Source organism: Salinicoccus sp. Bachu38, assembly GCF_038561955.2.
GTDB classification, from domain to species: Bacteria; Bacillota; Bacilli; order Staphylococcales; family Salinicoccaceae; genus Salinicoccus; species Salinicoccus bachuensis.
Window position 1 is genome coordinate 823,419 of the sequence record NZ_CP138333.2, and the last position, 25,054, is coordinate 848,472.

Here is a 25,054-nt window from a genome sequence, read left to right on the forward strand (position 1 = left end):
TTCGTCCACCTGTTGAGGTTTTGGAACACAAGGAGCCGGGAAGAGAATGGCGTGGCAAGAACCTATCTATAGGAGGTCATTTTATGGGTAAACTTGATGGAAAAGTCATTCTCATGACAGGTGCAGCAAGCGGGCTCGGCCAGGCGGCCGCGGTCTATGCAGCAGAGGAAGGCGCGAGACTGTCGCTCGTCGACCTGAATGCTGAAGCACTTGAAGAGACGCAGAATCTCGTTAAGGAAAAGAATTCAAATGCCGATGTACTGCTGATTACAGCAGATGTTTCCGATGAAGCGGCAGTGAAGAACTACGTCGACCAGACGGTCGAGGAATTCGGGCGCATCGACGGATTCTTCAACAACGCCGGCATCGAAGGGAAACAGAACCTCACGCAGGACTACGGCATCGACGAGTTCAGGAAGGTCATCGACATCAACCTGAACGGCGTGTTCTTCGGCATGAAATATGTGCTTGAAGTCATGAAGGAACAGGGCTCCGGCACAATCGTCAATACCGCCTCCGTCGGCGGCATCCGCGGCGTCGGCAACCAGTCCGGCTATTCCGCAAGCAAGCACGGCGTCGTCGGGCTCACACGCAACTCCGCCGTCGAATACGGTGAATACGGCATCAGCGTCAACGCCATCGCGCCAGGCGCCATCATGACCGCCATGGTCGAAGGCTCACTGCGTCAGATGGGCGGCGAGAACTGGGAAGAGGCAGGTAAGGAGTTCGTCAGCGTCAATCCGATGAAGCGCTTCGGTAAACCCGAAGAAGTCGCTGCTCTCGTTTCCTTCCTGCTCAGCCAGGAATCCGAGTTCATCAACGGCACGGTCATCCCGATCGACGGTGGCCAGTCGTACAAATATTAGATGCATGAACAGTGGATGTTTGATCCCGTCTCCAATTGGAGGCGGGATATTTTTATTTTTTGTGGAGATGTTCAGTGAAAATATTTATTACAAATCTAATACATTTTATGGAAATATTGAATATGATTTAAAAATAACGGGTGCATATTAATTTAAAATAAATAACATAAATAGATGGGAAGGTAAAGACACCAAGGACTCTGGAAAAGGAAGAGGGCGATAATTTGGTTGGTCTTAGACAAGTGTATTAATCTACTATATAAAAAAGAATAATATGTATATTTTAAAAAACTTACATAAAAAATATAAAATTTATCTCGAATTAGTACTAAAGTGTAAAAATATGTTATATTATATTTGTGGCATGAGGATGATGTAAATATTCAACACGATGAACAGGTCACCTTGGTTCCTGGTCGGGGAAGCAAACCATTGGAAAGAGTCATCTGAAGTGCATCACGATGAAATAAAAATCAATTATAGGAAAACAGGTTAGAGTCCAGAGGAGCCGATTGCGGAAAAAGAAGAAGAGATTGAAGTTCAGAAGAGGCTTCAACAGAAGAAGCGACAAGGGTAGAGAAAAAAGAGGTCAAATCCGAAGATGATGCCGATAAGGAAACGGATATCACCAAGGAAGAAGTTGCTAATAAACAAGAACGGACAGAAGAAGCGGGTTCGATAGCAGAAGCTTCGAAGATGTGGGTGAAAAAGATGGCTGATTCAAAGCGAGCATGCTTTGAAGTTTGAGGTGACACTTGATAATGCCGCTTCCGAAACAGTCGAAATGATTGTAATCGGAAACCGGGACATTGAAACCGTGGAGACAGGTGAGGACGGCGACTGATACAGAATATAGTACGACAATAAAATAAACCTTGACGGGCGGCCCCTAACAGAGTACAAAGAGATACCCTGGAGAAGATTTCTCCAGGGTATCTTCTGTATGGTCCTATTCATTCTCAAGCTTCTCTATATACTCCTCGAGTTTCTTCTTGTCCTCGCCGGTCATTTCCGGGAATTTCGGATCGAGCTTCTCCATCAGGTCAATCATGGCTTCATTGACGAGCCGGCGTGTATGCCACTCGTCATCGGCGGGGAGGACATACCAAGGGGAATATTCGGTGGATGTTTCGTTCAGCATATCCTCGAACACCTCCTGATATTTATCCCAATATTCCCGTTCCTCGACATCGGAGAAGGAGAATTCGTGCTGCTTGTCCGGATCCTTCATGCGTTCAACCAGGCGCCTCTTCTGCTCGTCCTTCGACATGTGGAAGAAGAATTTCACAACGTGGATGTTGTTGTCGTGAAGGTATTTCTCATAATTCTTGATCTGTTTGTACCGCATGGGCCAGATGGATTCCTCATCGACACCCGCCGGATAGTCCCCATCAAGCAGTACATTGTCATGCACCCGCGGGGCGATGACCTCCTCATAGTGCGAACGGTTCAATATGCCGATCTCACCGCGGGCGGGGAGCGCCGGCATCATGCGCCACAGGTAGTCGTGCTTCTGTTCCACTTCGGTCGGTTTGCCGAATGTCGTGACCTTAAGGCCCTGTGCGTTCAAATTCGAGAAGATGTAGCTGATGGACTCGTCCTTCCCAGCGGCATCAAGTGCCTGCAGCACAACGAGTATCCCATGCTTCTCCTCGGCATTCAGCTTCTGATGCAGGAGCTGGAGCCGGTCGACAAGCGGTGGTATGACTTCGTCCCTGATCTTTTCATTTTCATCCGTCTTGCCCTCGGTGGTAGGGATTTCTCCAAGATCTATTTTCCTGTTTCCTGTCAGTCTATAATCATCTAAATTCATCGGGATTGCTCCTTTGCCATTTTATAAAAGTGTACCCCCGGACTATTGATTTAAACCCGTATACAAGCGGAAAGGGGGGCTTTTATTTCCCAAATAAAACGCTGTCACTAAATGTTCAATACTTCACATTGAAAGCGGAGTCACAAAGGATAATGATGTGTTATATTAAACATGTATTTAAAATGTATGTTTAAAACAGGAGGGTTAATATGACTACAGTAAACCGTGAGATGTGGGTCAGCGAAATCGTCAAGGAAATTCCGAAGAGTGCAGATATATTCAGGAAAAACAGAATCGACTACTGCTGTGGCGGCAAGATGCCGATATCCCAGGCAGTGGAGGAGCGTGGACTGGACCTCGAGGGCATGCTTGAGGAGATCAACCATATCGAGCAGCATGAAGCGGCCGGCATTCAGCCGAAGTATCTGGATGAGAAGGGGATCGTGAAGTTCATCCAGAACAGGTACCACCAGGAGCTGATGGACGAGTTTGCGGCCCTGACACCGTATGTGACGAAGCTTGCCCGCAAGCATGGGCCGAATGAACCGCATCTGGTGAGAATACAGGAGCTGTATCGGATACTGAAGCATGAAATGGTCGAGCATACGGAAGACGAGGATCAAAATGTATTTCCGATGATCATCGAATTCATGGAAAACCCGACACCTGAATTGGCTGAAAAAGTGCGGCCGCATGTGAGTGAGCTCGAAGGGGAGCATGAAGCTGTGGGAGATATCCTGAAGGAAATCCGTGACATTACAAGCGACTTTACGCCGCACGCCAATGCATGCGGGACGTATAGACTTGTGTATGCGCGGCTCGAAAAGCTTGAAAAGGACACATTCGACCACGTACATCTGGAGAACCACGAATTGTTCGAGCGTGTCAGAAAAGCAATCTAAGGGGTATGAAGGATTCCCGGGAGGCCGCTCCCGGGATATTTTTGTTTATTGGCTTTTTTGTGCTCTGGTGGTGCTTGCGAATAATAGGATGAACGCAAGGACGACGCAGACGATCCAGTAGCCGACGTCATTTGCAGCAAGGGTGATGGCGAGGAGGCTGAACAGGAAGGATAGTGCAAAACCGATGAGGACTTTTCTGTCCCCGAATATTTTTTTGTTCATGGGATGTCCTTTCTTGGATGATGGTTTTCTTCTATATTTTACCATAACCTTCTGAAATCTGTTTTTTGGATGAATGGGAAAGGGTATGATGAAACAAAGGGGGTATGGCGGATGCATCGGGGTTATAAGGGGCCGGATGACTACTTGAGGCAACACGCGGACAATGACTATGTGCCTTCAAGGCTGGAAATCCAGAAGCACCCGGAGAGTTTCATCGAATTTGCTCTCTGGGTGGTGGGCACATTCGTCAGACATCTGTTCATACGCTAAAAAAAGGAAGCACAGCCGGACCCGGTTGTGCTTCCTCCCTGTCTTCTTCCGGTCGATATGGCCGTAGATGCTGCCGCTGATTGCCAGTACGACCATTACGGCAAGTAGTGTGGCAATCGTGCGCATGTTCGAGTACGCCAGGGAGGGAAACTGGTCGAGAACGATGATGACTGAAAAAATGATGACTACGAATGCTGAAAGTATCTTCTGGATCCTGATGTTCTCATCCCCTTTGTTGAGTAGTAGGCTATGCTAGTTCAGCTGTCTTTGGGAGCTGTGGCCGCCTCATATGTCCCGTAGATTTTCAGAAATGCCCCAAGGGCTGCAAGCCAGAATGAATCACTGCCGAAGCTGAGGCCGATCGATGATTCACCGCCGATCAGATTCAGGAAGGTGATGAAGCCGAATATACACAAATAGAAGGTAAGTGCCTCCGTCCATGAATCTGCCTTCTTTTCCTCCGAGGCTCCATCGTTGAGCTTCGTCATCATATAGATCAGTGCGATCATGCATTGATCAGCTGGGTCTGCCATGTGGCAAAGGGCAGTTGTGGAAATTGGTCCATGACGAGCGCGAACCCGACAAGACCATAGCGCATGATCTGCAGCGGCCGAATCGTGCTGATAGGCGTTGCCTCCTTATTCCTCTTCCATTTTGCGATAGCGTCTCATGTGTATTTTTTCTTGGTCCTATAATACCAAAGATTACAATTATTTCGTAATGAGATATTAAAGGAATAAAGTCCGTCCTCAAGCAGACTCTAGCGATTGATGGAGCGGGCCATGCGTACATAGGTATGACGGCGCCCCCGGATTGTGATGGCGTATGTCATGATGTTCTCGGGCACCGCGATGCCGTAGCATCCCGCGTCACCGATATGGTGGATGTCTGCCCCGGCCATTTTGGCAGCGATAGCGATCTGGCGGATGGTCGATTCATCTGCACCTTCCTGGCTGGTCCCGATGGTGAGCATGGCGAGCGCGCCTTTCGAATGGACATATGAAACATATTTCTGTGCGTCTTCGGTGGTGATGCCCGGCACTGTTCCGGGTGACGGCATAAGGATGACGTCTGCGCCGGCATCGACGAAGGCGTCGAGAGCAGATTCGGAGATGATGCCGCTGCCGGTTTCACTCGTCACACCGGCGCCATGCATCTTGCCAGCGATGATGAGCGCGTCACTGCCGAAGATTTTGCGTGCACGGCTGATGGCATTCGTAATTTCGGCGTTCGTCACGCCGGTCTTCGGGTTGCCGGTGAGGCAGATGAAGTCGAAGCCGAGTGCCTTCGCCTGTGCGAGCGCCTCCTCTGAAGCGATGCGTCCCCGGTCCACGGCATTAAGCGTTTCAATCTGTTCGGCAGCGAGATCGACCGGCTCGAGATTGAGGCCGACCGGTCTGCCGATGAGATTCTTTATTTCATGGATGACCTGATCCGGTTCTCGTGGGGTGAAGCCTTGGACTTCAGGGTGGAATACATCGAATACGTTGAAGAGCAGCAGATCGGCGCCGAATGATGCGGTGAGTTCCGCATTCGTGACATCCGGATAGAGCGGGGGTACGGCCGCCATCGTTTCAGCCAGCATGGTGCGGCCTTCGCTTGCCTTGATCGATTGTTTCAGATCCTGTCCCGTCATTTTAATGAAGTCGGAAGCGTTGCAGTCAAGCAGTCTTTTCATGTATATCGTCCCCTTTCATATTAATTTTATTCTATCCATTTATCAGGGATTTTGACAGCTGGATGATTCAATTGTCATTCGTGGTTCGATCATGACGATTGGACCGTCCCCTATAAAACATTGGCAACCGCTTCCATTTCCGCTATAGTGAAAGTAACAATTTTCTAAAAATGAAGGGGAGAGGACCATGAAATTTGAACAGGAGTTCCTGAATGTCATCCGCACACGGTTCAAGGAGATAAAACGCCTCGGCGACCGGACGCTGGATCAGTTGTCGGATGCGGATATGCATTGGAGATACAATGAGGCATCGAATACGATTGCGATATTGGCGAAGCATCTGCGGGGCAACATGTATTCCCGGTGGACGGGTGTATTCACGTCAGACGGGGAGAAGGCGGATCGCGGACGGGATGATGAATTCGAGGATGACCTCGATACGAAAGCGGATGTGATCGCCGCCTGGGAGGATGGCTGGCAGGTTTTCTTCAATGCACTGAACAGCTTCACGGTGGAAGATCTGCTGCGCACTCAGAAGATCCGGGGTGAAGACCACACGATCCTGGAAGCGCTGGAGCGGCAGCATTCGCACTATGCGACGCATATTGGACAGATGATGTTCATCGGCAAGCAGATTAAAGGGGAGGACTGGCAGTCGCTGAGCATACCGAAGGGGAAATCCGAGGAATACTTGAAAAGAGAGACGGACGGGGAAGCGTAGCAGGCGCTTCCTTTATTTTGGAAAGCGGTGGACCATATGAATAAAGATCACGGGCTCGATGTATACATAGGCAATCCAGACAAGAAGGCAAGGCTGTACCGGCGGACGCTCCTGATCGTCGTCATATCGCAGATCTTCGGCGGGGCGGGTCTGGCTGCGGGCATCACGGTCGGCGCACTGCTGGCGCAGGATATGCTCGGCACGGATTCACTGGCGGGGCTCCCGGTCGGACTGTTCACGCTCGGCTCCGCACTGGCGGCCTTCCTCGTTGGGCGTCTGTCGCAGAGAATGGGGCGCCGGACGGGTCTCGCGGCAGGATTCATGGCCGGAGGACTCGGCGCTGCGGGTGTCGTTGCAGCTGCGATAATGGAGAGTCCGATGCTGCTGTTCACCTCGTTCTTCATCTATGGTGCCGGCACGGCGACGAACCTGCAGGCGCGCTATGCCGGGACGGATCTGGCTGAGAAGCACCAGCGGGCGACTTCCGTCAGCATCGCCATGGTGAGTACGACACTCGGTGCCGTGGCCGGGCCGAACCTTGTCGGGGTGATGGGCGATTTTGCACGAATGATCAACGTGCCGGAACTCGCGGGCCCATTCATCCTGGCGGGTGCGGCATTCATCACGGCAGGGCTCGTACTGCTCCTATTCCTGCGTCCGGATCCGTTCAAGGTGGCCCGGGTACTCGAAGCGGAGCGTCAAAGAGTCGGAACCATCGATGAGACGGAGCGGACGGAAAACGATCAGCGCGGCATCGTGCTCGCCGCCCTCATCATGGTAGTGACGCAGATCGTCATGGTGGCTGTGATGACGATGACACCTGTACATATGGGGAACCACGGCCATGATCTCGGTGCGATCGGGATGGTCATCGGTTTCCATATTGCGGGCATGTATCTGCCGTCGCTCTTCACCGGCATACTGATTGACAAAATCGGCCGGGTGGCGATGACCATTGCAGCGGCTGTCATCCTGCTTATCGCAGGCATCATTGCAGCGGTCGCACCAGGGGAGTCACTTGCCATGATGGCCATTTCCCTGACGCTGCTCGGCGTCGGGTGGAATCTCGGCCTCATCAGCGGAACGACGATCCTGGTCGATGCGACGGTACCCGATTCCCGGGCGAAGACGCAGGGGACGGTGGATGTGCTGATTGCGCTCTCGGGCGCAGCAGGCGGGGCGCTGTCCGGCATCGTGGCCGCTGGCGCCGGATTCGGCTTCCTGTCCATCGCCGGCGGAGTGCTGGCACTTGGCCTCATACCGGCACTTTATCTGATGCATCCAGAAAAAAATTGAACCGTACGGGAAAATCCGAGTTTTCCGCCCCCATCTGTGCGGGTAAACGAGGAAAAATAAAATGATGGAGGCTCAGAAAATGGAAGAGACATGGAAGGCAGTCGATGAATATTTCGAAGAGAAGCTCGAGACGACGGATGACACGATGGAGCATATATTGAAAGAGACCGATGATGCAGGCATGCGGCACATCGAAGTGTCGAAGGCACATGGCAAGATGCTTTACCTGATGGCAAAGATGGTCGATGCCAAATCCATCCTTGAGATTGGCACCCTCGGCGGCTTCAGCACTGTATGGCTTGCCCGTGCACTGCCGGAGGGCGGCCGCATGGCGACGATTGAAGCGGATCCGAATCATGCAGAAGTGGCGCGCAGGAACATCGCCTCAGCCGATCTGCCTGGATCAGTGGATGTCATCGAAGGGCAGGCACTCGACAGGCTGCCGAAGCTGATGGAGCGTGGATATTCGCGTTTCGACCTCATCTTCATTGATGCAGACAAGGAGAACAATACGGAATACCTCAAATGGGCTCTGAAATTCTCCAACAAGGGCAGCGTCATCATCGTCGATAATGTCGTCCGGCAGGGACGGATCATCGATGACACGGAAGAGAAGGCCGTGCCGTATATCCGTCAGATGTTCGATATGCTGGAGCGTGATGACCGCATCGAGACGACCGCCATCCAGACTGTCGGCCAGAAGGGGTATGACGGCTTCCTGATGGGTGTTGTGAAATAGGACGGAATGGCATGCCATCTGCCATACCACTATCTAAACAGAATCTTTACTTTCCTTTAAACGAATATCAATATTCCGTTGATATGATGGAATCAGCTTCAGATCCACCTCCGGTTGTCTGAAGCCCCGTAAATCCCTTGCAAATATCAACTGGTTTCAATCAATCCCGATTCGTTACCTGTCTCCTTTGAATGGCAATCCCCCATTCAAAGGAGATTTTTTATGGAGAATAAAAAACGGACGACCTGTTCAGGTCGCCCGGATATTTTAAATTTTATTGGGGAATATGCGGAAGGTCCTTCGTCTTCGGCACGTTGATGGAATGGGAGTCCACGTATTCAAGCATGCCTTCCTCGCCGTATTCACGGCCGATGCCGGACTGTTTGACACCGCCGAATGGATAGCGGATGTCCAGTCCCTGGATTGCTGCGGTGTTGACCATCGTCACACCGGCTTCGATGCGTTTGGAGACTTCGATTGCGTGTTCTTCCTCACCCCACACAGAACTTGTCAGTCCAAGTTCGCTGTCGTTGGCGAGTTCGACCGCATGGTCGTCATCCTTGAATTTCAGGATTGGTACTGCCGGACCGAACTGTTCTTCGGCCACGATGCGGGAATCATAGTCGGCACCGAGTACGACAGTCGGATACATGAAGTAGCCGTTGTTGAAGAACTCCTCGTCTGCAACATTGCCGACCTGCCTGATGTCATAGCCGTTCTGTTTGGAGTCTTCGATGAGCTCCTGGACGAATTCGAGCTGTGCTTTGTTGTTGACGGGTCCGACTGTGGTCTCTTTCAGTGTCGGGTCGCCGATGCGGAGCCATTTATCCGCTGCTTCCATATACTTCTCGACGAACTGGTCATAGATGGATTCGTGCACATACATGCGTTTTGCAATCATGCAGATCTGTCCGCCTGTCAGGAAGTTAGAAATCACGACCCGACGCATGGCCGCTTCATCATTCACATCGAAATCATCGAGGAAGATGGCCGGGTCGTTGCCGCCGAGTTCAAGCGTCACGTTCTTGATCGTGTCTGCTGCAGCCTTCATGATGTGGCGTCCTGTATTCGTACCGCCGGTGAAGGCGATTTTGCGCACTTTATCGTTTGAAGTGAGCTCTATGCCGACATCTGCGTCACCGTTGACGATATTGAGGACGCCTGCAGGGAATTCTTCTGCGATGAGCTGCGTCACAAGCGTCACTGCAAGCGGCGCCATCGGGCTCGGTTTCAGTACCATCGTATTGCCGGCGAGCAGTGCCGGTGCAATCTTCTCTGTGGAGAGGGCCAATGGATAGTTCCATGGACTGATGGCGGATACCACACCAATCGGATCATGGCGCAGGATGTTCTTGCCACGCTCATCTTCGTTGACCGCTTCACTATAGACGCGTTCTGCGTTCTCCACTGCGTACTCCATGAACATGAGGGAAACCGTCATTTCGCCTTCTGCATCATAGACCGGCTTGCCGTGCTCACGGGAAAGCAGTTTGACCAGGTCTTCCTGGTTGTCCTTTATCTTCTGAATCCCCTTCTGCATGCGTTCGATGCGGTCCTTCATCTCCGTGTGCTTCCAGGATTTGAACGCCTCATCTGCAGAATCGATCGCTTTTTGTGCCTCTTCTACTGTATTTTGCGGCCAATAGCCCGCTGTTTCATCCGGTTTCGCCGGATTCTCACGTGGTTCGTGACTCTGTGCTTCGACTATTTCGCCGTTGATATATGCATTCACTGTCAGTGGTGTCGCGAGTTTAAGTGCCAATGTGACTGCCTCCTTATATTACTGATTATCCATTAATATCAATTCCCGGCAAGGCGGGGAGCAAAACATTCTGGACGAAGCCGGCCGGCATTGGCCAAGTCCGCATCCATTTCTATTTTATGGTATATTTATAGTATAAAAATGCTCTAGACTTACGCATCCTAATCGCAAAGGGGAATTGCCATGGACAGGATCAACCTGATTACGCTCGGTGTAAAACATATTTCGGACGCAGTCGATTTCTATCGTAAAATGGGGTTTGAGGCTTCCATCATGGGACACGAAGATGCGATCGAAATCGTATTCTTCAGGATGAAGGGGTCGAAGCTCGCCCTTTATCCACTGGAGAAGCTGGCGGGGGAGACAGGGCGCGAAGCAGTCGACACGGAAGGAAAGTTCAATGGCATTACACTTGCCTATAATGCAAAATCCGAAGCGGAAGTGGACCAGGTGCTGAAGCGGGCCGGAGAAATGGGTGGTGAGATCATCAGTCCCCCAGCTCCTACCGAGTGGGGCGGTTACAGCGGCTACTTCGCGGATCTTGATGGCTACTGCTGGGAAGTGGCATATGGCGCGGACTGGGAATTCGATGAGAATGACATGCTGATCATCTGATACGGAAAAAGGAACGCTCCATGATGGGGCGTTCCTTTTCATATCGTCCTATCTGTTTGACGGACTGTTGGCTGAAATCGTGAATGTCATCGTCGTGTGGCTTATCGCTTCCTGCACTTTCGTGAACGACGACTCCATGGCATTGAAGATATCTGCGGCTTCACCGTCGAGCCGTGTGGCGTAGTGGCTTGGGCTGACCGTGACACCCGCTTCCTTCGACAGGTCGATCTGCTCGTAGATGACGTCCATATAATTGGTCGTATTCATCGGATAGAGCGCGAACTTGCATCCTGCTTTCTGCTGGATGTCTGTTGACGCTGCTTCATTCATACGCTCTGATGACACATCCATATGCGTATCCCCGGAGGAGTCGCCCGGACAGCCGATGGAGAAGGTGCCGCTCATTTCCACATGTTTCCCCGTTTTTGCCGCCTGCAGATAGACCGCCTTCACCACATCGAAAACGTGCTCGATCCGTCCCCGCACACACGTCGAGACATCATCCGTGTCTTTCCATACTTTCGATGTGACGACCTGATCCAGTGCGCCGAGGATCACATCAGCGAAGTCGTCGCTCATCACACTCAGGTTGAACTGGCAACCTGCAATCCGTTCCGTTCCACATTCCTGTACCATACATCATGCCTCCAATGATTTTATTGAAAATGAAAAAGCTGCACTCCCGAGGGAATGCAGCGGATGTATGGAGTGGTGCGTACATACAAGGCTGCACTTCCCCACGCTGGTGTTATCCAGATCGGGTGGTAAGGGTCCGGTTTCTCCGTCTCAGCCTAAGGCGCCCCCAGTGCATCGGTATGCAGTTTTCATTACAATTTCCATGATAGCGGATGAAGGTGCGGCGTGTAAAGTGGGGGCTGTCCATTGCCTCCACAGTTAGGATGACTCAGCCCTAAGGCGTATATCCTAGTTTGGAAGCGGTTGAAGAGGCAGTGCTTTAGAGAAGAGCTGGTGCAGAATGGTAGAATATAGGGGTGAGATTGGAAAGGAGGGAGGCTATGGCCTACATCTCCCTTGTATTTCTGGATGTCATCCTGCCGATTCTGATTCTGCTTGGTGTCGGCGTCATACTCCAGAAGAAGTTTGAATTTCGTCTGAGGCCGATTGCGAACCTCGTGACGTACTGTTTTCTGCCGTCTGCCGTATTCCTGAATATTTATGAGGCGGACATCGACTTTGAACTGCTGGGACAACTCGCACTGTATCTGACGCTGTTCATCGCTTCGATGATTGTCGTCGGTGAAATATTCGTCCGTCTGCTCGGACTTCGCGGCGGGGAACGGACCGCTCTGAAAAACAGCGTGTCGCTGATGAACTCCGGCAACTATGGGCTGCCGGTCAGTCATCTTGTATTCAGCGCCAACCCGGTGGGCGTATCAGTGCAGATCATCGTGCTCGTCGTACAGAATCTGCTGACATTCACGTATGGCCTGTACAACCTGCGGTCGAATGCGAAGTCCATCGTGGAACTTTTCCGCGAACTGCTCAGGCTGCCGATCATCTATGCGCTTGTGGCCGCATTCATTCTGCAGGCATTCACCATCGAACTGCCGAGTTTCATCAGCGTGCCGGTCGAGCAGCTGGCCGGCGGGTTTGCCGCCCTCGCGCTGCTCCTGCTCGGCATGCAGCTCGCACAGATCGAAATCCGCTCGTTCCACAGGGTCATCGCGTGGAGTGCCCTCGGCCGACTGGTCATCGGGCCGGCCGTCGCCCTGGCACTCATATTCATCCTTGGCATCGACGGTGTCATCGCCCAGTCGCTGTTCATTGCGAGTGCGTTCCCGACATCGAGGAATACTGCGACGCTCGCGCTCGAATACGATGTGGAACCGGAACTCCATGCCCAGGTGGTCCTTTATTCCACAGTGCTCAGCAGCATCACCGTGACATTCGTCATCTACCTGTCCATGCAGCTGTTCTAGGAGGAGTGGGGTGGCTTAACTGTCACTGAGTGTTCGGGTGAGTGACAATTATACTCAAAAATCTTTTCCAACCGACTTGATTCAGACATGTATGCCGGGTTTCATACAAACGGATGTGAGGTATATGTATAGTAAATCATAGATAGTCATCAAAGGAGGAAATGATTTTGGATCTTAGAGACAAAGTTGCGATTGTAACAGGTGGCGGATCAGGCATCGGTCTGGCTACAGCGAAAGCGTTCCTGGACAAAGGCGCGAAAGTCATTGTGGCAGATTATAATGAAGAGTCTGGTAAGAAGGCAGAAGAGAGCCTCAAACAGTACGGGGATGTCCTTTTTGAGAAAGTGGACGTTTCCGTTGAAGAGGATGTTAAAAATGTCGTTGCTCTCGCGGTTGAAAAGTTTGGACGACTGGATGTCATGTTCAACAATGCCGGAATCGGTGTTCAGGGTGAGACGCACAAGCTTTCCTACGAAGACTACAACAAAGTAATCAAAGTCAATCAGGACAGCGTATTCTTCGGTTCAAAATACGCAATTCCTGAAATGCAGAAGGTTGGCGGCGGTGCAATCATCAATACAGCCTCCATCCTCGGCAGTGTCGGCGAGCCGACAGCATTCGCGTACAATGCGTCCAAAGGCGCTGTGAATCTGATGACGAAATCCGTCGCTTTACAATATGCCCAGGACAACATCCGGGTAAGTGCAGTTGCTCCCGGCTACGTCGAGTCCGGAATGGTGAACAGGGAAGCGTTGGGAGATTATTATGAAACTCTCGTCGGCAAGCACCCAATCGGCAGACTCGGTGAACCGGAAGAAATCGCGCACGCGGTCGTATTCCTGGCAGAAAATGAATTCACTACAGGCACGACACTTCTCGTGGACGGTGGCTATACAGCCCAGTAATGTAGTGGTTATGAGGCATCAGACTTCGGTCTGGTGCCTTTTTTTGTGTCTTCTTCAAGCATATTTATTCCGGCCTTCCTTTTTGATGTAAAAAGTAATATAATAGTTTGGCAATTAAATTATTAATATATTCTAAACATTTTTAATTTTAATGAATTTTCGCAATAACGTTGATTACTTCCGTTATATTTGTTAGGTTGATTCAGGATATCACCCGTGAGAGATACATAAATTTTAGTTTTTTTAAATAAACTTTAGGAGGCTTTTGATGAAAGAAAAAGCAAAATTGGATTCATTTATTTTCTGGCCGTCCATCGTTGTGCTGCTGTCACTGACCATACTGCTGGTCGTGTTCCAGTCTTCAGCAGAAACGATGCTCAACGGCATGCTTACGGCGATCAATACACGGATGGACTGGATCTTCCAGTTCATGACCTTCGGACTCTTCGTCCTGCTGCTGTGGATTGCCTTCGGCAAATACGGCAGGGTCAAACTTGGGGAAGGACCTCCCCAGTTCAACAACTTCAGCTACGGTGCCATGCTGTTCTGTGCGGGCATGGGAACGAGCATCATGTTCTGGTCGATCATCGAACCGATGTACTATTTCCAAGGCCCACCGTTCGGCTTTGAACCTGGCAGTGAGACTGCGGCCGAATGGGCTGTTGCATACGGTATGTTCCACTGGGGTATTTCCGCATGGTGCATCTATGCTTTCCCGACGATCGTCATTGCGTATTCATTCTTCAATAAGAAGAATAAATCCCTGAAGGTCAGCCAATCAGTAAAAGGTGCACTCGGCAAACATTCCGACGGCATCCTCGGCAAGATTATAGACATCCTTGTGATTTGGAGTCTTGTTGGTGGACTGGGTACATCACTCGGCCTCGGGGTGCCGATGGTTTCTGCCGGCATCGGTCATCTTCTCGGTGTGGAACAGTCTGTCTCACTCAGCATCATCATCATGGTCATCTGGGCCATAATCTACATTACAAGCGCCTCCCTTGGATTGGACAAGGGCATACGCAGGTTGAGTAACATCAATGTATATCTTGCGCTTGCACTCGCAATCTTCGTCATCCTTGTAGGACCTACGGGATTCATACTGACATATTTTACGGACAGCTTCGGCATCATGTCCCAGAACTTCCTGAGGATGAGCTTCTATACAGATCCTATTGGCGGCGGCGGATTCCCGCAGGCCTGGACGGTATTCTACTGGGCATGGTTTGCCGCAACAGCCCTGTTCATGGGACTGTTCATCGCACGGATTTCAAAGGGCCGCACATTGAAGAGCCTGATACTCCACATTCTTGGATGGGGTTCCCTCGGCAGCTGGCTGTACTTCGGCATCTTCGGCGGCTATACGATGAACCTGCAGCAGACGGGTGAACTGGATGTGCTTGGGAGCATGGCAGAGAACGGTGATGCATCAACCATCATCAATGTGCTCGAAACACTGCCATTCAGCTATATCGCAATCCTCTTCTTTGTCGTACTGGGCTTCATATTCCTCGCGACATCACTGGATTCGGCATCCTATATTCTTGCATCCACTGCTTCAATCAAAGTAGGGGATGGCATTGAACCGCCGGTATGGCACACCATCCTGTGGGGATTGATCATGGCATTTCTGTCCATTTCACTGCTGCTCATAGGCGGGTTGAGTGTTGTACAGACATCGGCTGTAGTCGTGGCAGTGCCTGTTGTTATCATTTACGCACTGCTCGTCATTTCCTTGATGAAATGGCTGAAGAATGATGAACATGTTTATGAGGAGGAGAAATAAATTGGGTGTTTTCGATGTTGATTACAATAAAATACAGGAACGTACAGATTTCCCGTATGAAGTGGAAGTGACCCACCATACATGGATAGAGATGCCTGACGGCATCAAGCTGTCAGGCAAGCTCTGGCAGCCGAAGAATATCAAGGGTACAACGAAAGGGACCGTCCTCGAGTTCCTGCCATATAGGAAGGACGAGTTCACAGCGCTCAGGGATGAGATCCGCCACAAGTATTTTGCCGGGTGCGGCTATACGTCCATACGGGTCGATATCCGGGGCACCGGGGATTCGGAAGGCATCATCGAAGATGAGTATCCGCAGCAGGAACAGGATGATGCACTCGCCATCATCAGCTGGATCGAGAATCAGGAGTGGTCGAATGGTTCAGTCGCCATGATCGGCAAATCCTGGGGCGGCTTCAACGGCCTGCAGGTGGCGGCACATCAGCCCGAGGCGCTGAAGACGATCATCTCCCTATGCTCCACGGATGACCGCTATGCGGATGATGTCCATTACAGGGGCGGCACAATGATGGCCTCCGACATGCTCTGGTGGGCATCGACGATGTTCGCCTATAATGCGCGGCCGCCTTTCCCAAAATTCGTCGGGGACGGCTGGTATGACATGTGGCTCGACAGGATGGAGAATACGCCGCCATTCGTAGAGGAATGGGTATCCCATCAGACGCGCGATGCATACTGGAAGCACGGTTCGGTCCGGGAGGACTACAGTGACATCAAAATCCCGGTCCTGACGATGAGTGGCTGGGCGGACGGCTATCCGGATGCACTCTTCCGTCTGATGGACAATCTCGATGTGCCGAAAAAGGGCATCGTCGGACCATGGGCACATGAATTCCCTGATATGGCGATTCCGGGTCCCCAGATGGGCTATCTCCAGGAAGTGGTGGAATGGCTGGACAAATGGATGGAAGTTGATGGAGATGTCGATCACACCGATGAATTCCTCGTCTACCTCCAGGACAGCGTGAAGCCTGCAACTTCCTATGAGTACCGTGAAGGCAGATGGCTCGATCTGTTCAAGGAAGACCAGGAGATACTCGACCTGTTCAATGGCTGTACCGGTGAACAGCGGTTGAAGAACATCCAGCACCATGGCCTCTATTCAGGTGTATACTGTCCGTTCGGACAGGACGGCGACCTGCCGGATGACCAGACGATCGAGAACGCACTGGCAACTTCCATCATTCTGGAGCCGCAGAAGGAAGCGGTGAACATTGCCGGACAGCCGGTGGCAAAATTGAAAGTGAAGTCCGATGTCAAGGAAGCAAACGTCCATGCAAGAATCTCGGATGTGCACCCGGATGGTGAGAAGACGCTCATCACGCGGGGGCAGCTGAACCTGAACCATTACAGGAGCCATGAGTTCCCTGAAGATCTGCCGATCGATGAATATATCGATGTCGCGTTCACGCTCGATGTCATCGGCTATCAGGTTCCGGAGGGCCATTCGATTGAAATTTCCCTATCACCGACCTACTGGCCGCAGATCTGGCCGGCCAAGGAAATTGCGGGACTCACTGTGGATCTCGAAGCTTCGAAATTGGAACTGCCGGTTGTCAATGATTTTGAAGCGGTTTCGCTGAAGCATGAGCAGGCGGAAACGGCAGCACCGCTTGAGAAGCAGATCCATCGCGAAGGGTCGAGAACACGTGAAGTCATCAAGCGGTTGACGGAGGATGAATGGGTGCTGGAAGACTATTCGGACGAAGGTCTGAGGACACTGCCAGGCCTCAACATCACTTACGGCACTGAAAACCGCAATGCCTATATAATCAGGGAAAACGATCCGCTTTCAGCTAGAGTGGAATGTGACTGGAACGTGGTTGTGAAGGATGATGACATCGACACGGAAATGAAGACGAAAAGTGTGATGTCATGTGACGCAGATTACTACTATCTCGTGAATGAGCTTGTCGCCTACAACAACGGCGAAGAATGCTTCTCCAAAACATGGGAGAAGAAGATCAGAAGGAACTACACATAGACTAAAGAAGAAGCCTCCGACACCGTCGGAGGCTTCTTTGCGTCTTACTATCTTATTTGAATGCTTCTGAGATTTCTTGGAAAGGATGTCAGCACTTCCGGCTCACCGTCTTCATTGATGTATACCTCTTCTTCAATCCGTACCCCTCCGAAGCCGGGAATATATATGCCCGGCTCTATTGTGAAGACCATGCCCGGCTCCGCAAGCTGTTCATTTTCATGGTGGATGGAAGGTGCTTCATGCACTTCTATCCCCAGGCCATGACCGACCCGGTTGTTGAAGTATTCACCGTATCCAGCTGCTTCAATGACATCCCTGGCTGCGATATCGAACAATTTCAGTGGAGCGCCGGCCCTGACTGCATCGACACCTGCCTGTGTCGACTTCTGCACGGTTTCATAGATTTCCTTCTGCTTCCCGGTCGGCTTGCCGATGACGAAGGTGCGTGTGATGTCGGAGCAGTACCGCTCATTCGTGATGACGCCGAAATCAATCAGCAGGAAGTCCCCTTCCTGGAGTTTGCGTTCTCCCGGTTTGCCATGGGGCATGGCCGATTTCTCGCCTGAGAGCACCATGGTGGAAAATGAAGGGCCTGCTGCGCCGTGCCGCTTCATCAGGTACTCGAATTCAGCCGTGAGCGCCGCTTCCGTCATCCCTTCATGGATGGTTGCAAGTCCTTCTTCAAGAACTGTTTCTATAATCTCCACCGCCTTCTTAAGGCCATCGACTTCCGCTTGTGTCTTGAGAGTGCGCATGCGGTCGATGGAGGGGGTGATGTCCATATATTCCACACCGGGGAAGATGGATTTGAGACCATTTTGGTGGCTGACCGTCATCACATCCATTTCAATGCCGATTTTTGAGATATCTTCTTCCATCATACCTTTGATGATATAAAAAGGATCCATTTCGTCAGATATCGGGTGGATTTCGTCCACTTCTGCCGACTCCTTTGCCATCTCTTCATCCAAGGCAGGGAGGAACAGTGCAGAGCTCCCGTGTTCAGCATGGATCACAAGTGACATGTAGCGCTCATGTGGATCGGCGTAGAAACCGGTATAGTAGAAGATGTTCGTCGGATCGGTGATGAGTGCGATATCCAACGCCTTCGATTTCAAACGCCCCATAAGTGTTTGCATTCTTTTACTGTAGTCGATTGGCATATGATTTCCTCCTATATGTATTCATTTCCCCAGTATAGCATTCTGTGAGGGTGAGTTCTGTCTTGAGGAGAGATTATATGCCAAGAAAAAACCGGCCCCTGGGACCGGTTTGGAATCAGAAATAGCATCAAAAAACTTTCATCCTTGAAATCTAGTATAGAAAGAATCCGTCTAACGAGACGTACAGGACAAAAGCAAAAGCAATGAGGGAAAAGACTCCAAATACTTTACGACCCTTCAGGAACTCGTCGATTCCCATGGCCAGGAGGAGGAAAGACATGGAGAGGAACATCCATGGCATCAGCTCATAGTTGTCAGTAAACAGCCCGTAGAGGGCGAGTCCAGCGGTGGTTATAGAAAAGATGAGTCTAAGTACAAAGATCAAGTAATCCCTCCAGGCTGAAGTTTAGAATGGATAAATATGTAATATAAAACTTATTATGAATGTAACATAAAAAATGACCTGGGAGCACCCAGGTCATAGCTCTTAGAAATCATACATCGATTCCTTCTCTTCACGGATGCGCTTGTACGTATCGGTCAGCATGACGGTATCCTCGACCAGTGCATCGAGCCGGAAGATGATGTCGTCATTGATGATCTCCTTATTCATGAAGTCCTTCTCCTGGATAAAGACATACGTGCTCACCGTCTGTGCCTTCATGTAGCTCAGAATCGGTTTGAGCTGGGTTTCGGGGATGAGGAAGTGCTTGGATGTGCCGGCGGTGACGAAGAAGCTGACGATCTTGTCCTGCAGTGCATTGATCGGCAGCAGGTCGAAGACGTTCTTCAGTGTTGCCGGAATGGAAGCCTGGAAGATCGGTGTGCCGATGATGATGGCATCCGCTTCCATGATGGTTCTTGTGACATATGCAGTGTCCCCCTCATAGTCGAGGTAGTTGCGTCCATCGCTGAACTGGACGCTGTAGTCCGCGAGGTCGATGAACGTCCACTCGACATGCGGGTACTGGCTGGTCAGTTTTTCGGATACATATTTCATGGTGGTGCGTGTTTTGGAGCCGACGTTCGAGCCGGAGAGTCCTACGATTTTCATTGGTCAGCCTCCTTTTTGGTGTATTTTCTGATGGCAGGAAGTACTTCTTTTCCGATCCATTCGATGTTCCGCATGAGCTGGTCGAATGGAACGCCGCCGAAGTCCATCTGCCCGATGTAGCGCTGGTGGTCGAACTGTTCATGCTGATAGAGGATCTTCTCGATGACTTCCTGCGGGCTGCCGACGTTCAGTACATTGCGCCTGTCGGCACCCATGGCGAAGCCGCGTTTCGGGAATCCGGCACCATTTGTTAGTTTCATACCTTCATTTATATGCGGATAAACCTCCCGCTGTGCCTGCTGAGTTGTTTCGGCGACATGAAAGAATCCGGCCGTGGCGACGGGGAGCTGGTCCGGGTCATGGCCATATTGCCGTGCCGTGTCCCGGTACATGCCGATCGTTTCCTTGAAGTTCTGGGTCGGACCCGCAAGCATCGCAATCTGCATCGGTACACCGGCGGCACCGGCCTTGATGGCACTTGCGGCATGGCCGCCGACAGCGCGCCAGATCGGCAGGTAGCCATCTAGCGGACGGGGGAGGACCCGTGCATTTTTAAGGGCGGGACGGAATGCACCTTCCCAGTTGACTGTTTCATTCTCGTTGATTTTCAGCAGCAGGTCAAATTTTTCTTCGTATAGTGCCTCATAATCGCTGAGGTCGTAGCCGAGCAGGTCGAAGAGGCCGACGCGGGAGGCCCGGCCGGCGATGATTTCAGCGCGGCCGCCCGAGATGAGGTCGATGGTCGCGAAATCCTCATAGACCCTTACCGGATCGAGCGTACTGATGATGGTCGAGGAGCTCGAGATCTTTATTTTCTCGGTCGCCTGGGCGACGGCGGAGAGGACCACCGTATGGGCCTGTGTTGCAAAATAATCCTGGTGGCTCTCGCCGACACTGAAGAAGTCGATGCCCGCCTCTTCAGCGAGCTTCGCAAGTTCGATGATCTCCCTGATGCGCTGCTGAGCGGGAATCCTCTGGCCTGTTTGCGGATTCGGGAGGTGATCCCCCAGTGTATAGAGCCCGAATTCCAGGCCGTTATCCTTGTTGATGCGATACTGTTCCATTGAAGACGTCCTTTCATATGTCAGATGATTACTTTTATTATGTAATGAAATCGAGAAAATGAGAAATAATCCGTCCGGAAAGGGATGGATGGGAATAAAAATACGGCGCAGGACTGATGTTTGGGAGTGATTGTGCATCCCAATTGTCACTGAGCATTTCGGTGAATGACAATTGGCGGCATCAACATGCTCATACAAAAAACCCCAACCCATCCCACACAAGGGGGACGGATTGGAGCTTCATATGCATTTTATTCCTTCGCAAGATGCAACATGGTGCGGTAGAGCAGCTCGGTGCCGACGGCGATGTCTGCGTCTGTGGAGTACTCAGCCGGATTGTGGCTGATGCCGTCCCTGCACCGGACGAAGATCATGCCCATATCGCATGCATCCGCCATGTTGCTGGCATCGTGGAAAGCGCCGCTCATCAGCACGGGTGGATCGATGCCGATGTCGGTGCTCTCTGCCTTCATGATATCCATGATTTCCTGGCTGGCTTCCTTTGGTGTGGTGCCGCCGTCGTCATGGATGGTGTATTCGAGCCCGTGCTCGGATGCGGTCCTTTCGATGATGTTCACGAGTGCCTCTTCGTAAGTATTTCTGCGTTCGAGGTCGCTGTCCCTGAGGTCGATGGTGAAGCTGACACGCTCGGGGATGATGGAGCGGCCGCCCGGGAAGACTTCGAGATCGCCGACGGTGCCGACGGACGGGGCACCGGGTTCCGACTGGACGAGGCTGTTGAAGGCGGCGATGATGTAGGAGGCGCCGACGAGCGGGTCGCGGCGCTTTGCCATGGGCACCGTGCCGGCGTGGCCTGAGAATCCCGTCAGTTCGACGGTGAGCCACCTGGGTCCGGCGATGCCGCTGACGATGCCGACGGGCGTGTCTGCGGCTTCGAGGTTCGGCCCCTGCTCGATATGCATCTCCACATAGGCTTTGAGGTCGGCAGAATCATATTCGGACTCATGGAGCTTATCGGGATCGGCACCGAATTCGATCAGCGCCTGCCGCCGTGTCACACCCTCTGCATCTGCGCGTTCGAGTTCGTCGGGTTCGAGCTTCCCGAGGATGCCGCGGGAGCCGAACAGGCCGACCCCGAAACGGTGTCCCTCCTCATCGCAGAAGGACATGACTTCAACGGGAAAATCGGGTTCGATGCCCTGTTCCATCATCGTCTGGACGGCTTCCAATCCGCCGAGCACACCGATGGTGCCATCGAACCGGCCGCCGTATGGCTGCGAATCGATGTGGGAGCCGAGCATGACGGCAGGGGCATTTTCATCCTTTCCTTCGAGCCTGCCGATGAGGTTGCCGAAGTTGTCATAGCGTGTGTCGAGGCCGGCTTCATCCATCCATTTCCGGACGAGGTCCATGCCTTCCCTGTATTTTTCGGACAGGGCGAGGCGGTTGACACCGGTCTCCTCGATCTTTCCGATTTCCGCGAGTGCGTGGATGCGTTCCGATAACCGTGATGCATTGATTGTGTTGATTGTTTTATCCATCTAATCGAGGTTTCCCTTCTGTTTTTCCATGAACAGCACGACGGCGATGGTGAGTGCCACGCAGAGTGCGATCTTGATCAGGCTGAAGATGGGTGAAAACAGTACAGCCATACCGATGACGAGTGCGATGACGCCGTATTTCGGAGTGCGATAGGCGAACTGCCCGAGCACCGCCCCAAAAATGGAGGGCAGGACGAAACCGAACATGCCTTCGACGAACGGTGGGAACATCGAAATCAGATATGTACCGCCGAGTATCATGATGACAAGCAGGATGATGTTGGTGAGTGATGCGACTGCGATTCCGAATACACCCGCGACCTCCGCCTTCTGGGAGCCGGGTACTGCACCAACCGATTTCTGTGCTGCAGACGAGCAGGGCAGACACATGTTGGCGATGTTGCCCGTCAGGAATGCAAGGTATGTGCCGGCGACGCCGAGTGTCGGGTAGTATGTGATCGGCTCGAGTACCCACATGATACCGATGAATGATGCATATCCGACGAGTCCGGTCGCGATGACGCCCCAGCCCGGGTGCGCATCCAGTACGAATGAGATATAGAGTGGTGGGATGAGTGACATGATGATGATGACGAGAAGCGTCAGCCTGCCCCAGAAGTGGGAGCGTCTGTAGAACAGTTCCATCGATGAAGCCTCTGTTCCGCTAATCCGTGAATCAACAGCAACATTTGCTGTCTGATTTGCTACATTATTCATTGAAAGACCCCTTTGTTTTTTAATTTTACATGATGAATGTTGTCAGATAGCCGGTCGTCATACCGATGAGCAGTGCAAATCCGAGTGCCCATTCCTTCAGCCAGCTGAGATTGCGATGGTCGGCATATTTCATCATGGCGACCATGGCGGCAAGTGCTACGACTCCGGCCACCGCGTGGTTCGGACCGTTGACCATCTGCTGACTGGCAAGATAGGCGAATGCCCCGAGCATTGCTGCGAGTGCGACGCTGGCCATGATCTTCGGGTTGCGCTTCTGGATCTTCTCCTGCGTTTTGCCCATCGATTTCGTAAACAGCATCGTGAAGATGAGCCAGCCCGTACCGCCGAGGAACATCGTCCACATGACGGCGGCGAGTGCCTCGATCGGGAAGTTTTCGGCACCAAGCTCAACCCCGAACGCCGAAGCACCGATGGCTGCGGCACTGGATTCAGTGGCTGCTGAACCGATGATGCCGATGCGCATGAGTGTGATCGGCGAACCGATCAGGGCGATGAGGGATATGAGCACGATGGCGATGCCGAATGACGGTCCGATCGAGCTGATGAATCCGGCGCGGATGGCCGTTTTGACCTCGTGTTTCGTCATATCCGCCTCAGGTGCGGAACGTCCGGCAATCCATAGGAATATGATGGCCTGAAAGGCGACGATGGCGACGATGATGAATGCGAAAATCCAGAATGCGGTACTGTTTGCGATCTGTAGAATATCTCCCATTGATAAATCCTCCTTTGTTTATGGCACTGCTTATGATGCATCGTCCTCCAGATAGTCGAGGACGGTGGCAATGAAGAGCTTGCCGATGTACAGCATCGACTCCTCGTTGACGTTGAACTTCGGATGGTGGTGCGGGTATATGTCGGACGCGTCCGGCATCGCGCCGCCGACCCAGACGAACGATCCCGGGGCTTTATGGAGATAGTAGGAAAAGTCCTCCATGCCCATCATCGGTGTCATCTCGTACACCAGCTCTTCGCCGAATAAAGATTTGGCGACACGGGCGAAGCGCGCCGTCTCGGCTTCGTCATTGACGACTGCCGGATAGCCTTTGATGTAGTTCACCGTGGCTGTGGCACCAAGGCCTTCGCATGTCGACTTCGCCACCGACCGGATAGCGGCTTCCACATTTTCACGCACATCCGGCTTGAAGGTTCTGGCGGTCCCTTTGAGCAGGGCCGTGTCGGGAATGACATTGAAGCTGTCTCCCCCCTGGAAGGTGGCGACGGTCACCACTGCAGATTCGAGGGGGTCCGTCTGGCGGCTGACGATCTGCTGGATTGATGCCATCAGCTGCCCGCCGATGGCCACAGGATCGACGGTCAGGTGCGGCATGCCGGCATGGCCTCCCTTGCCATGGATGGTGATTTCGAAATTGTCCCCGTTCGCCATCGATGGACCGGGCCGGTAGCCGACCCGGCCGAGCGGTTCCTTCGAGTTCACATGGGCACCGAAGACTGCATCGACCCCTTCCATGCAGCCATCCTCCACCATGAACTTGGCACCCCCGGGCACAAGCTCTTCGGCGAACTGGTGGATGAAGACGACATTCCCCGGCAGCTCCTCCCTGAATTCGCTCAGTACCTTCGCGACATGCAGCAGGCCGGATGTGTGGACATCATGGCCGCATGCGTGCATGACCCCGTCGATCCTGGAGCGGTAGGCCACTTCGTTTTCCTCATGGATCGGCAGTGCATCGAAGTCGGCACGGAGGGCGACGGTCTTCCCCGGTTTCCCGCCATGCAGAGTGGCGACCACGCCACGGTCGCCGACTTCCGTCTGTACCTCAAGCCCCAGCGCCTTCAGGAAGGTGGCGACCTTCTTCGGTGTATCGACCTCGTGGAAGGAAAGCTCCGGGTACATATGTAGATCCCTCCGGAATTCGACCATATCCGGAAAGAGCGCTTCGAACCGTTCAAACATTTTATCCTGCAATGTAATCATCCCATTTCTGAATTAATATAGTATTCAGAATAATCAATAAGGAGGGGCGTGTCAACTCCATGTCAGATATTCCT

At 52.2% G+C, this 25,054-nt stretch carries 25 protein-coding genes and 1 riboswitch; of the genes, 10 read left to right on the plus strand and 15 right to left on the minus strand.

Features of this window, described 5'->3' with window-relative positions; all coding sequences use genetic code 11:
• Positions 1-83: 83 nt before the first annotated feature.
• Positions 84-866 (plus strand): glucose 1-dehydrogenase, encoded by a 783-nt coding sequence (locus RQP18_RS04090; RefSeq protein ID WP_342388890.1) that lies wholly within the window; start codon positions 84-86, stop codon positions 864-866.
• Between the two features lie 949 nt (positions 867-1,815).
• Here RQP18_RS04090 and RQP18_RS04095 read toward each other — a convergent pair.
• Positions 1,816-2,679 (minus strand): PPK2 family polyphosphate kinase, encoded by an 864-nt coding sequence (locus tag RQP18_RS04095; RefSeq protein ID WP_342388891.1) that lies wholly within the window; start codon positions 2,677-2,679, stop codon positions 1,816-1,818.
• 209 nt (positions 2,680-2,888) lie between these two features.
• On the opposite strand from RQP18_RS04095, the gene ric reads away from it, so the two are divergent.
• Positions 2,889-3,581: an iron-sulfur cluster repair di-iron protein gene (gene ric, locus RQP18_RS04100; protein ID WP_342388892.1), complete on the plus strand. Its 693-nt coding sequence runs from the start codon at positions 2,889-2,891 to the stop codon at positions 3,579-3,581.
• Between the two features lie 45 nt (positions 3,582-3,626).
• Here the strand turns inward: ric and RQP18_RS04105 are convergent, their stop codons facing one another.
• From RQP18_RS04105 to RQP18_RS04120, 4 genes are all read right to left on the minus strand, one after another.
• Entirely contained in the window at positions 3,627-3,803 is a 177-nt protein-coding gene (locus RQP18_RS04105) for a hypothetical protein (RefSeq protein ID WP_342388893.1), read from the minus strand.
• 177 nt (positions 3,804-3,980) lie between these two features.
• Positions 3,981-4,199 carry a hypothetical protein gene (locus tag RQP18_RS04110; RefSeq protein WP_373446128.1) on the minus strand — a complete coding sequence of 73 codons (219 nt, stop codon included), beginning with the start codon at positions 4,197-4,199 and terminating at the stop codon, positions 3,981-3,983.
• A gap of 131 nt (positions 4,200-4,330) precedes the next feature.
• Entirely contained in the window at positions 4,331-4,606 is a 276-nt protein-coding gene (locus RQP18_RS04115; RefSeq protein ID WP_373446129.1) for a hypothetical protein, read from the minus strand.
• Positions 4,607-4,833: 227 nt separating this feature from the next.
• Positions 4,834-5,751, minus strand: coding sequence for a haloacid dehalogenase-like hydrolase (locus tag RQP18_RS04120; protein ID WP_342388896.1), 918 nt, complete (start codon positions 5,749-5,751; stop codon positions 4,834-4,836).
• A gap of 187 nt (positions 5,752-5,938) precedes the next feature.
• On the opposite strand from RQP18_RS04120, the gene RQP18_RS04125 reads away from it, so the two are divergent.
• The 3 genes from RQP18_RS04125 to RQP18_RS04135 all read left to right on the plus strand — a co-directional run bounded on the left by RQP18_RS04125 (position 5,939) and on the right by RQP18_RS04135 (position 8,507).
• Positions 5,939-6,472, plus strand: a complete 534-nt coding sequence (locus RQP18_RS04125) for a DUF1572 family protein (RefSeq protein WP_342388897.1) — start codon at positions 5,939-5,941, stop codon at positions 6,470-6,472.
• Between the two features lie 36 nt (positions 6,473-6,508).
• A complete protein-coding gene (locus RQP18_RS04130) occupies positions 6,509-7,768 on the plus strand; it encodes an MFS transporter (RefSeq protein ID WP_342388898.1) in 1,260 nt (419 codons plus the stop codon).
• A 64-nt stretch (positions 7,769-7,832) separates the two neighbouring features.
• A complete protein-coding gene (locus RQP18_RS04135) occupies positions 7,833-8,507 on the plus strand; it encodes an O-methyltransferase (protein WP_373446159.1) in 675 nt (224 codons plus the stop codon).
• A gap of 274 nt (positions 8,508-8,781) precedes the next feature.
• Here RQP18_RS04135 and RQP18_RS04140 read toward each other — a convergent pair whose 3' ends face one another.
• Positions 8,782-10,269 carry an aldehyde dehydrogenase family protein gene (locus tag RQP18_RS04140; protein WP_342388900.1) on the minus strand — a complete coding sequence of 496 codons (1,488 nt, stop codon included), beginning with the start codon at positions 10,267-10,269 and terminating at the stop codon, positions 8,782-8,784.
• A gap of 183 nt (positions 10,270-10,452) precedes the next feature.
• On the opposite strand from RQP18_RS04140, the gene RQP18_RS04145 reads away from it, so the two are divergent.
• Positions 10,453-10,884 carry a VOC family protein gene (locus RQP18_RS04145; protein ID WP_342388901.1) on the plus strand — a complete coding sequence of 144 codons (432 nt, stop codon included), beginning with the start codon at positions 10,453-10,455 and terminating at the stop codon, positions 10,882-10,884.
• Between the two features lie 48 nt (positions 10,885-10,932).
• Here the strand turns inward: RQP18_RS04145 and RQP18_RS04150 are convergent, their stop codons facing one another.
• The gene (locus RQP18_RS04150; protein ID WP_342388902.1) at positions 10,933-11,520 is read right to left on the minus strand and encodes a YkoF family thiamine/hydroxymethylpyrimidine-binding protein; all 588 of its coding nucleotides are present in this window, start codon (positions 11,518-11,520) and stop codon (positions 10,933-10,935) included.
• A gap of 81 nt (positions 11,521-11,601) precedes the next feature.
• Positions 11,602-11,698: riboswitch (TPP riboswitch) on the minus strand.
• Positions 11,699-11,900: 202 nt separating this feature from the next.
• On the opposite strand from RQP18_RS04150, the gene RQP18_RS04155 reads away from it, so the two are divergent.
• The 4 genes from RQP18_RS04155 (at position 11,901) to RQP18_RS04170 (ending at position 17,520) form a co-directional block, all read left to right on the plus strand.
• Positions 11,901-12,824 (plus strand): AEC family transporter, encoded by a 924-nt coding sequence (locus tag RQP18_RS04155; RefSeq protein ID WP_342388903.1) that lies wholly within the window; start codon positions 11,901-11,903, stop codon positions 12,822-12,824.
• A 161-nt stretch (positions 12,825-12,985) separates the two neighbouring features.
• A complete protein-coding gene (locus RQP18_RS04160; RefSeq protein WP_342388904.1) occupies positions 12,986-13,729 on the plus strand; it encodes an SDR family NAD(P)-dependent oxidoreductase in 744 nt (247 codons plus the stop codon).
• Positions 13,730-13,997: 268 nt separating this feature from the next.
• The gene (locus RQP18_RS04165) at positions 13,998-15,515 is read left to right on the plus strand and encodes a BCCT family transporter (RefSeq protein ID WP_342388905.1); all 1,518 of its coding nucleotides are present in this window, start codon (positions 13,998-14,000) and stop codon (positions 15,513-15,515) included.
• A 1-nt stretch (position 15,516) separates the two neighbouring features.
• Positions 15,517-17,520 (plus strand): CocE/NonD family hydrolase, encoded by a 2,004-nt coding sequence (locus RQP18_RS04170; RefSeq protein ID WP_342388906.1) that lies wholly within the window; start codon positions 15,517-15,519, stop codon positions 17,518-17,520.
• Positions 17,521-17,567: 47 nt separating this feature from the next.
• Here RQP18_RS04170 and RQP18_RS04175 read toward each other — a convergent pair whose 3' ends face one another.
• The 8 genes from RQP18_RS04175 to RQP18_RS04210 form a co-directional block, all read right to left on the minus strand.
• Positions 17,568-18,683: a M24 family metallopeptidase gene (locus RQP18_RS04175; protein ID WP_342388907.1), complete on the minus strand. Its 1,116-nt coding sequence runs from the start codon at positions 18,681-18,683 to the stop codon at positions 17,568-17,570.
• Positions 18,684-18,834: 151 nt separating this feature from the next.
• Positions 18,835-19,068 (minus strand): DUF3953 domain-containing protein, encoded by a 234-nt coding sequence (locus RQP18_RS04180; RefSeq protein WP_342388908.1) that lies wholly within the window; start codon positions 19,066-19,068, stop codon positions 18,835-18,837.
• Positions 19,069-19,170: 102 nt separating this feature from the next.
• Positions 19,171-19,737: an NADPH-dependent FMN reductase gene (locus RQP18_RS04185; protein WP_342388909.1), complete on the minus strand. Its 567-nt coding sequence runs from the start codon at positions 19,735-19,737 to the stop codon at positions 19,171-19,173.
• On the minus strand, positions 19,734-20,801 hold the full coding sequence (locus RQP18_RS04190) for an LLM class flavin-dependent oxidoreductase (RefSeq protein ID WP_342388910.1): 1,068 nt from the start codon (positions 20,799-20,801) through the stop codon (positions 19,734-19,736). The genes RQP18_RS04185 and RQP18_RS04190 overlap by 4 nt, the downstream gene beginning before the upstream one ends.
• Before the next feature lie 251 nt (positions 20,802-21,052).
• Positions 21,053-22,303 (minus strand): M20 family metallo-hydrolase, encoded by a 1,251-nt coding sequence (locus RQP18_RS04195; protein ID WP_342388911.1) that lies wholly within the window; start codon positions 22,301-22,303, stop codon positions 21,053-21,055.
• Positions 22,304-23,020, minus strand: coding sequence for a small-conductance mechanosensitive channel (locus RQP18_RS04200; protein WP_342388912.1), 717 nt, complete (start codon positions 23,018-23,020; stop codon positions 22,304-22,306).
• A 25-nt stretch (positions 23,021-23,045) separates the two neighbouring features.
• Positions 23,046-23,756 carry a DUF5058 family protein gene (locus RQP18_RS04205; protein ID WP_342388913.1) on the minus strand — a complete coding sequence of 237 codons (711 nt, stop codon included), beginning with the start codon at positions 23,754-23,756 and terminating at the stop codon, positions 23,046-23,048.
• A 30-nt stretch (positions 23,757-23,786) separates the two neighbouring features.
• The gene (locus RQP18_RS04210; protein WP_342388914.1) at positions 23,787-24,971 is read right to left on the minus strand and encodes a M20 metallopeptidase family protein; all 1,185 of its coding nucleotides are present in this window, start codon (positions 24,969-24,971) and stop codon (positions 23,787-23,789) included.
• Positions 24,972-25,054 lie beyond the last annotated feature (83 nt).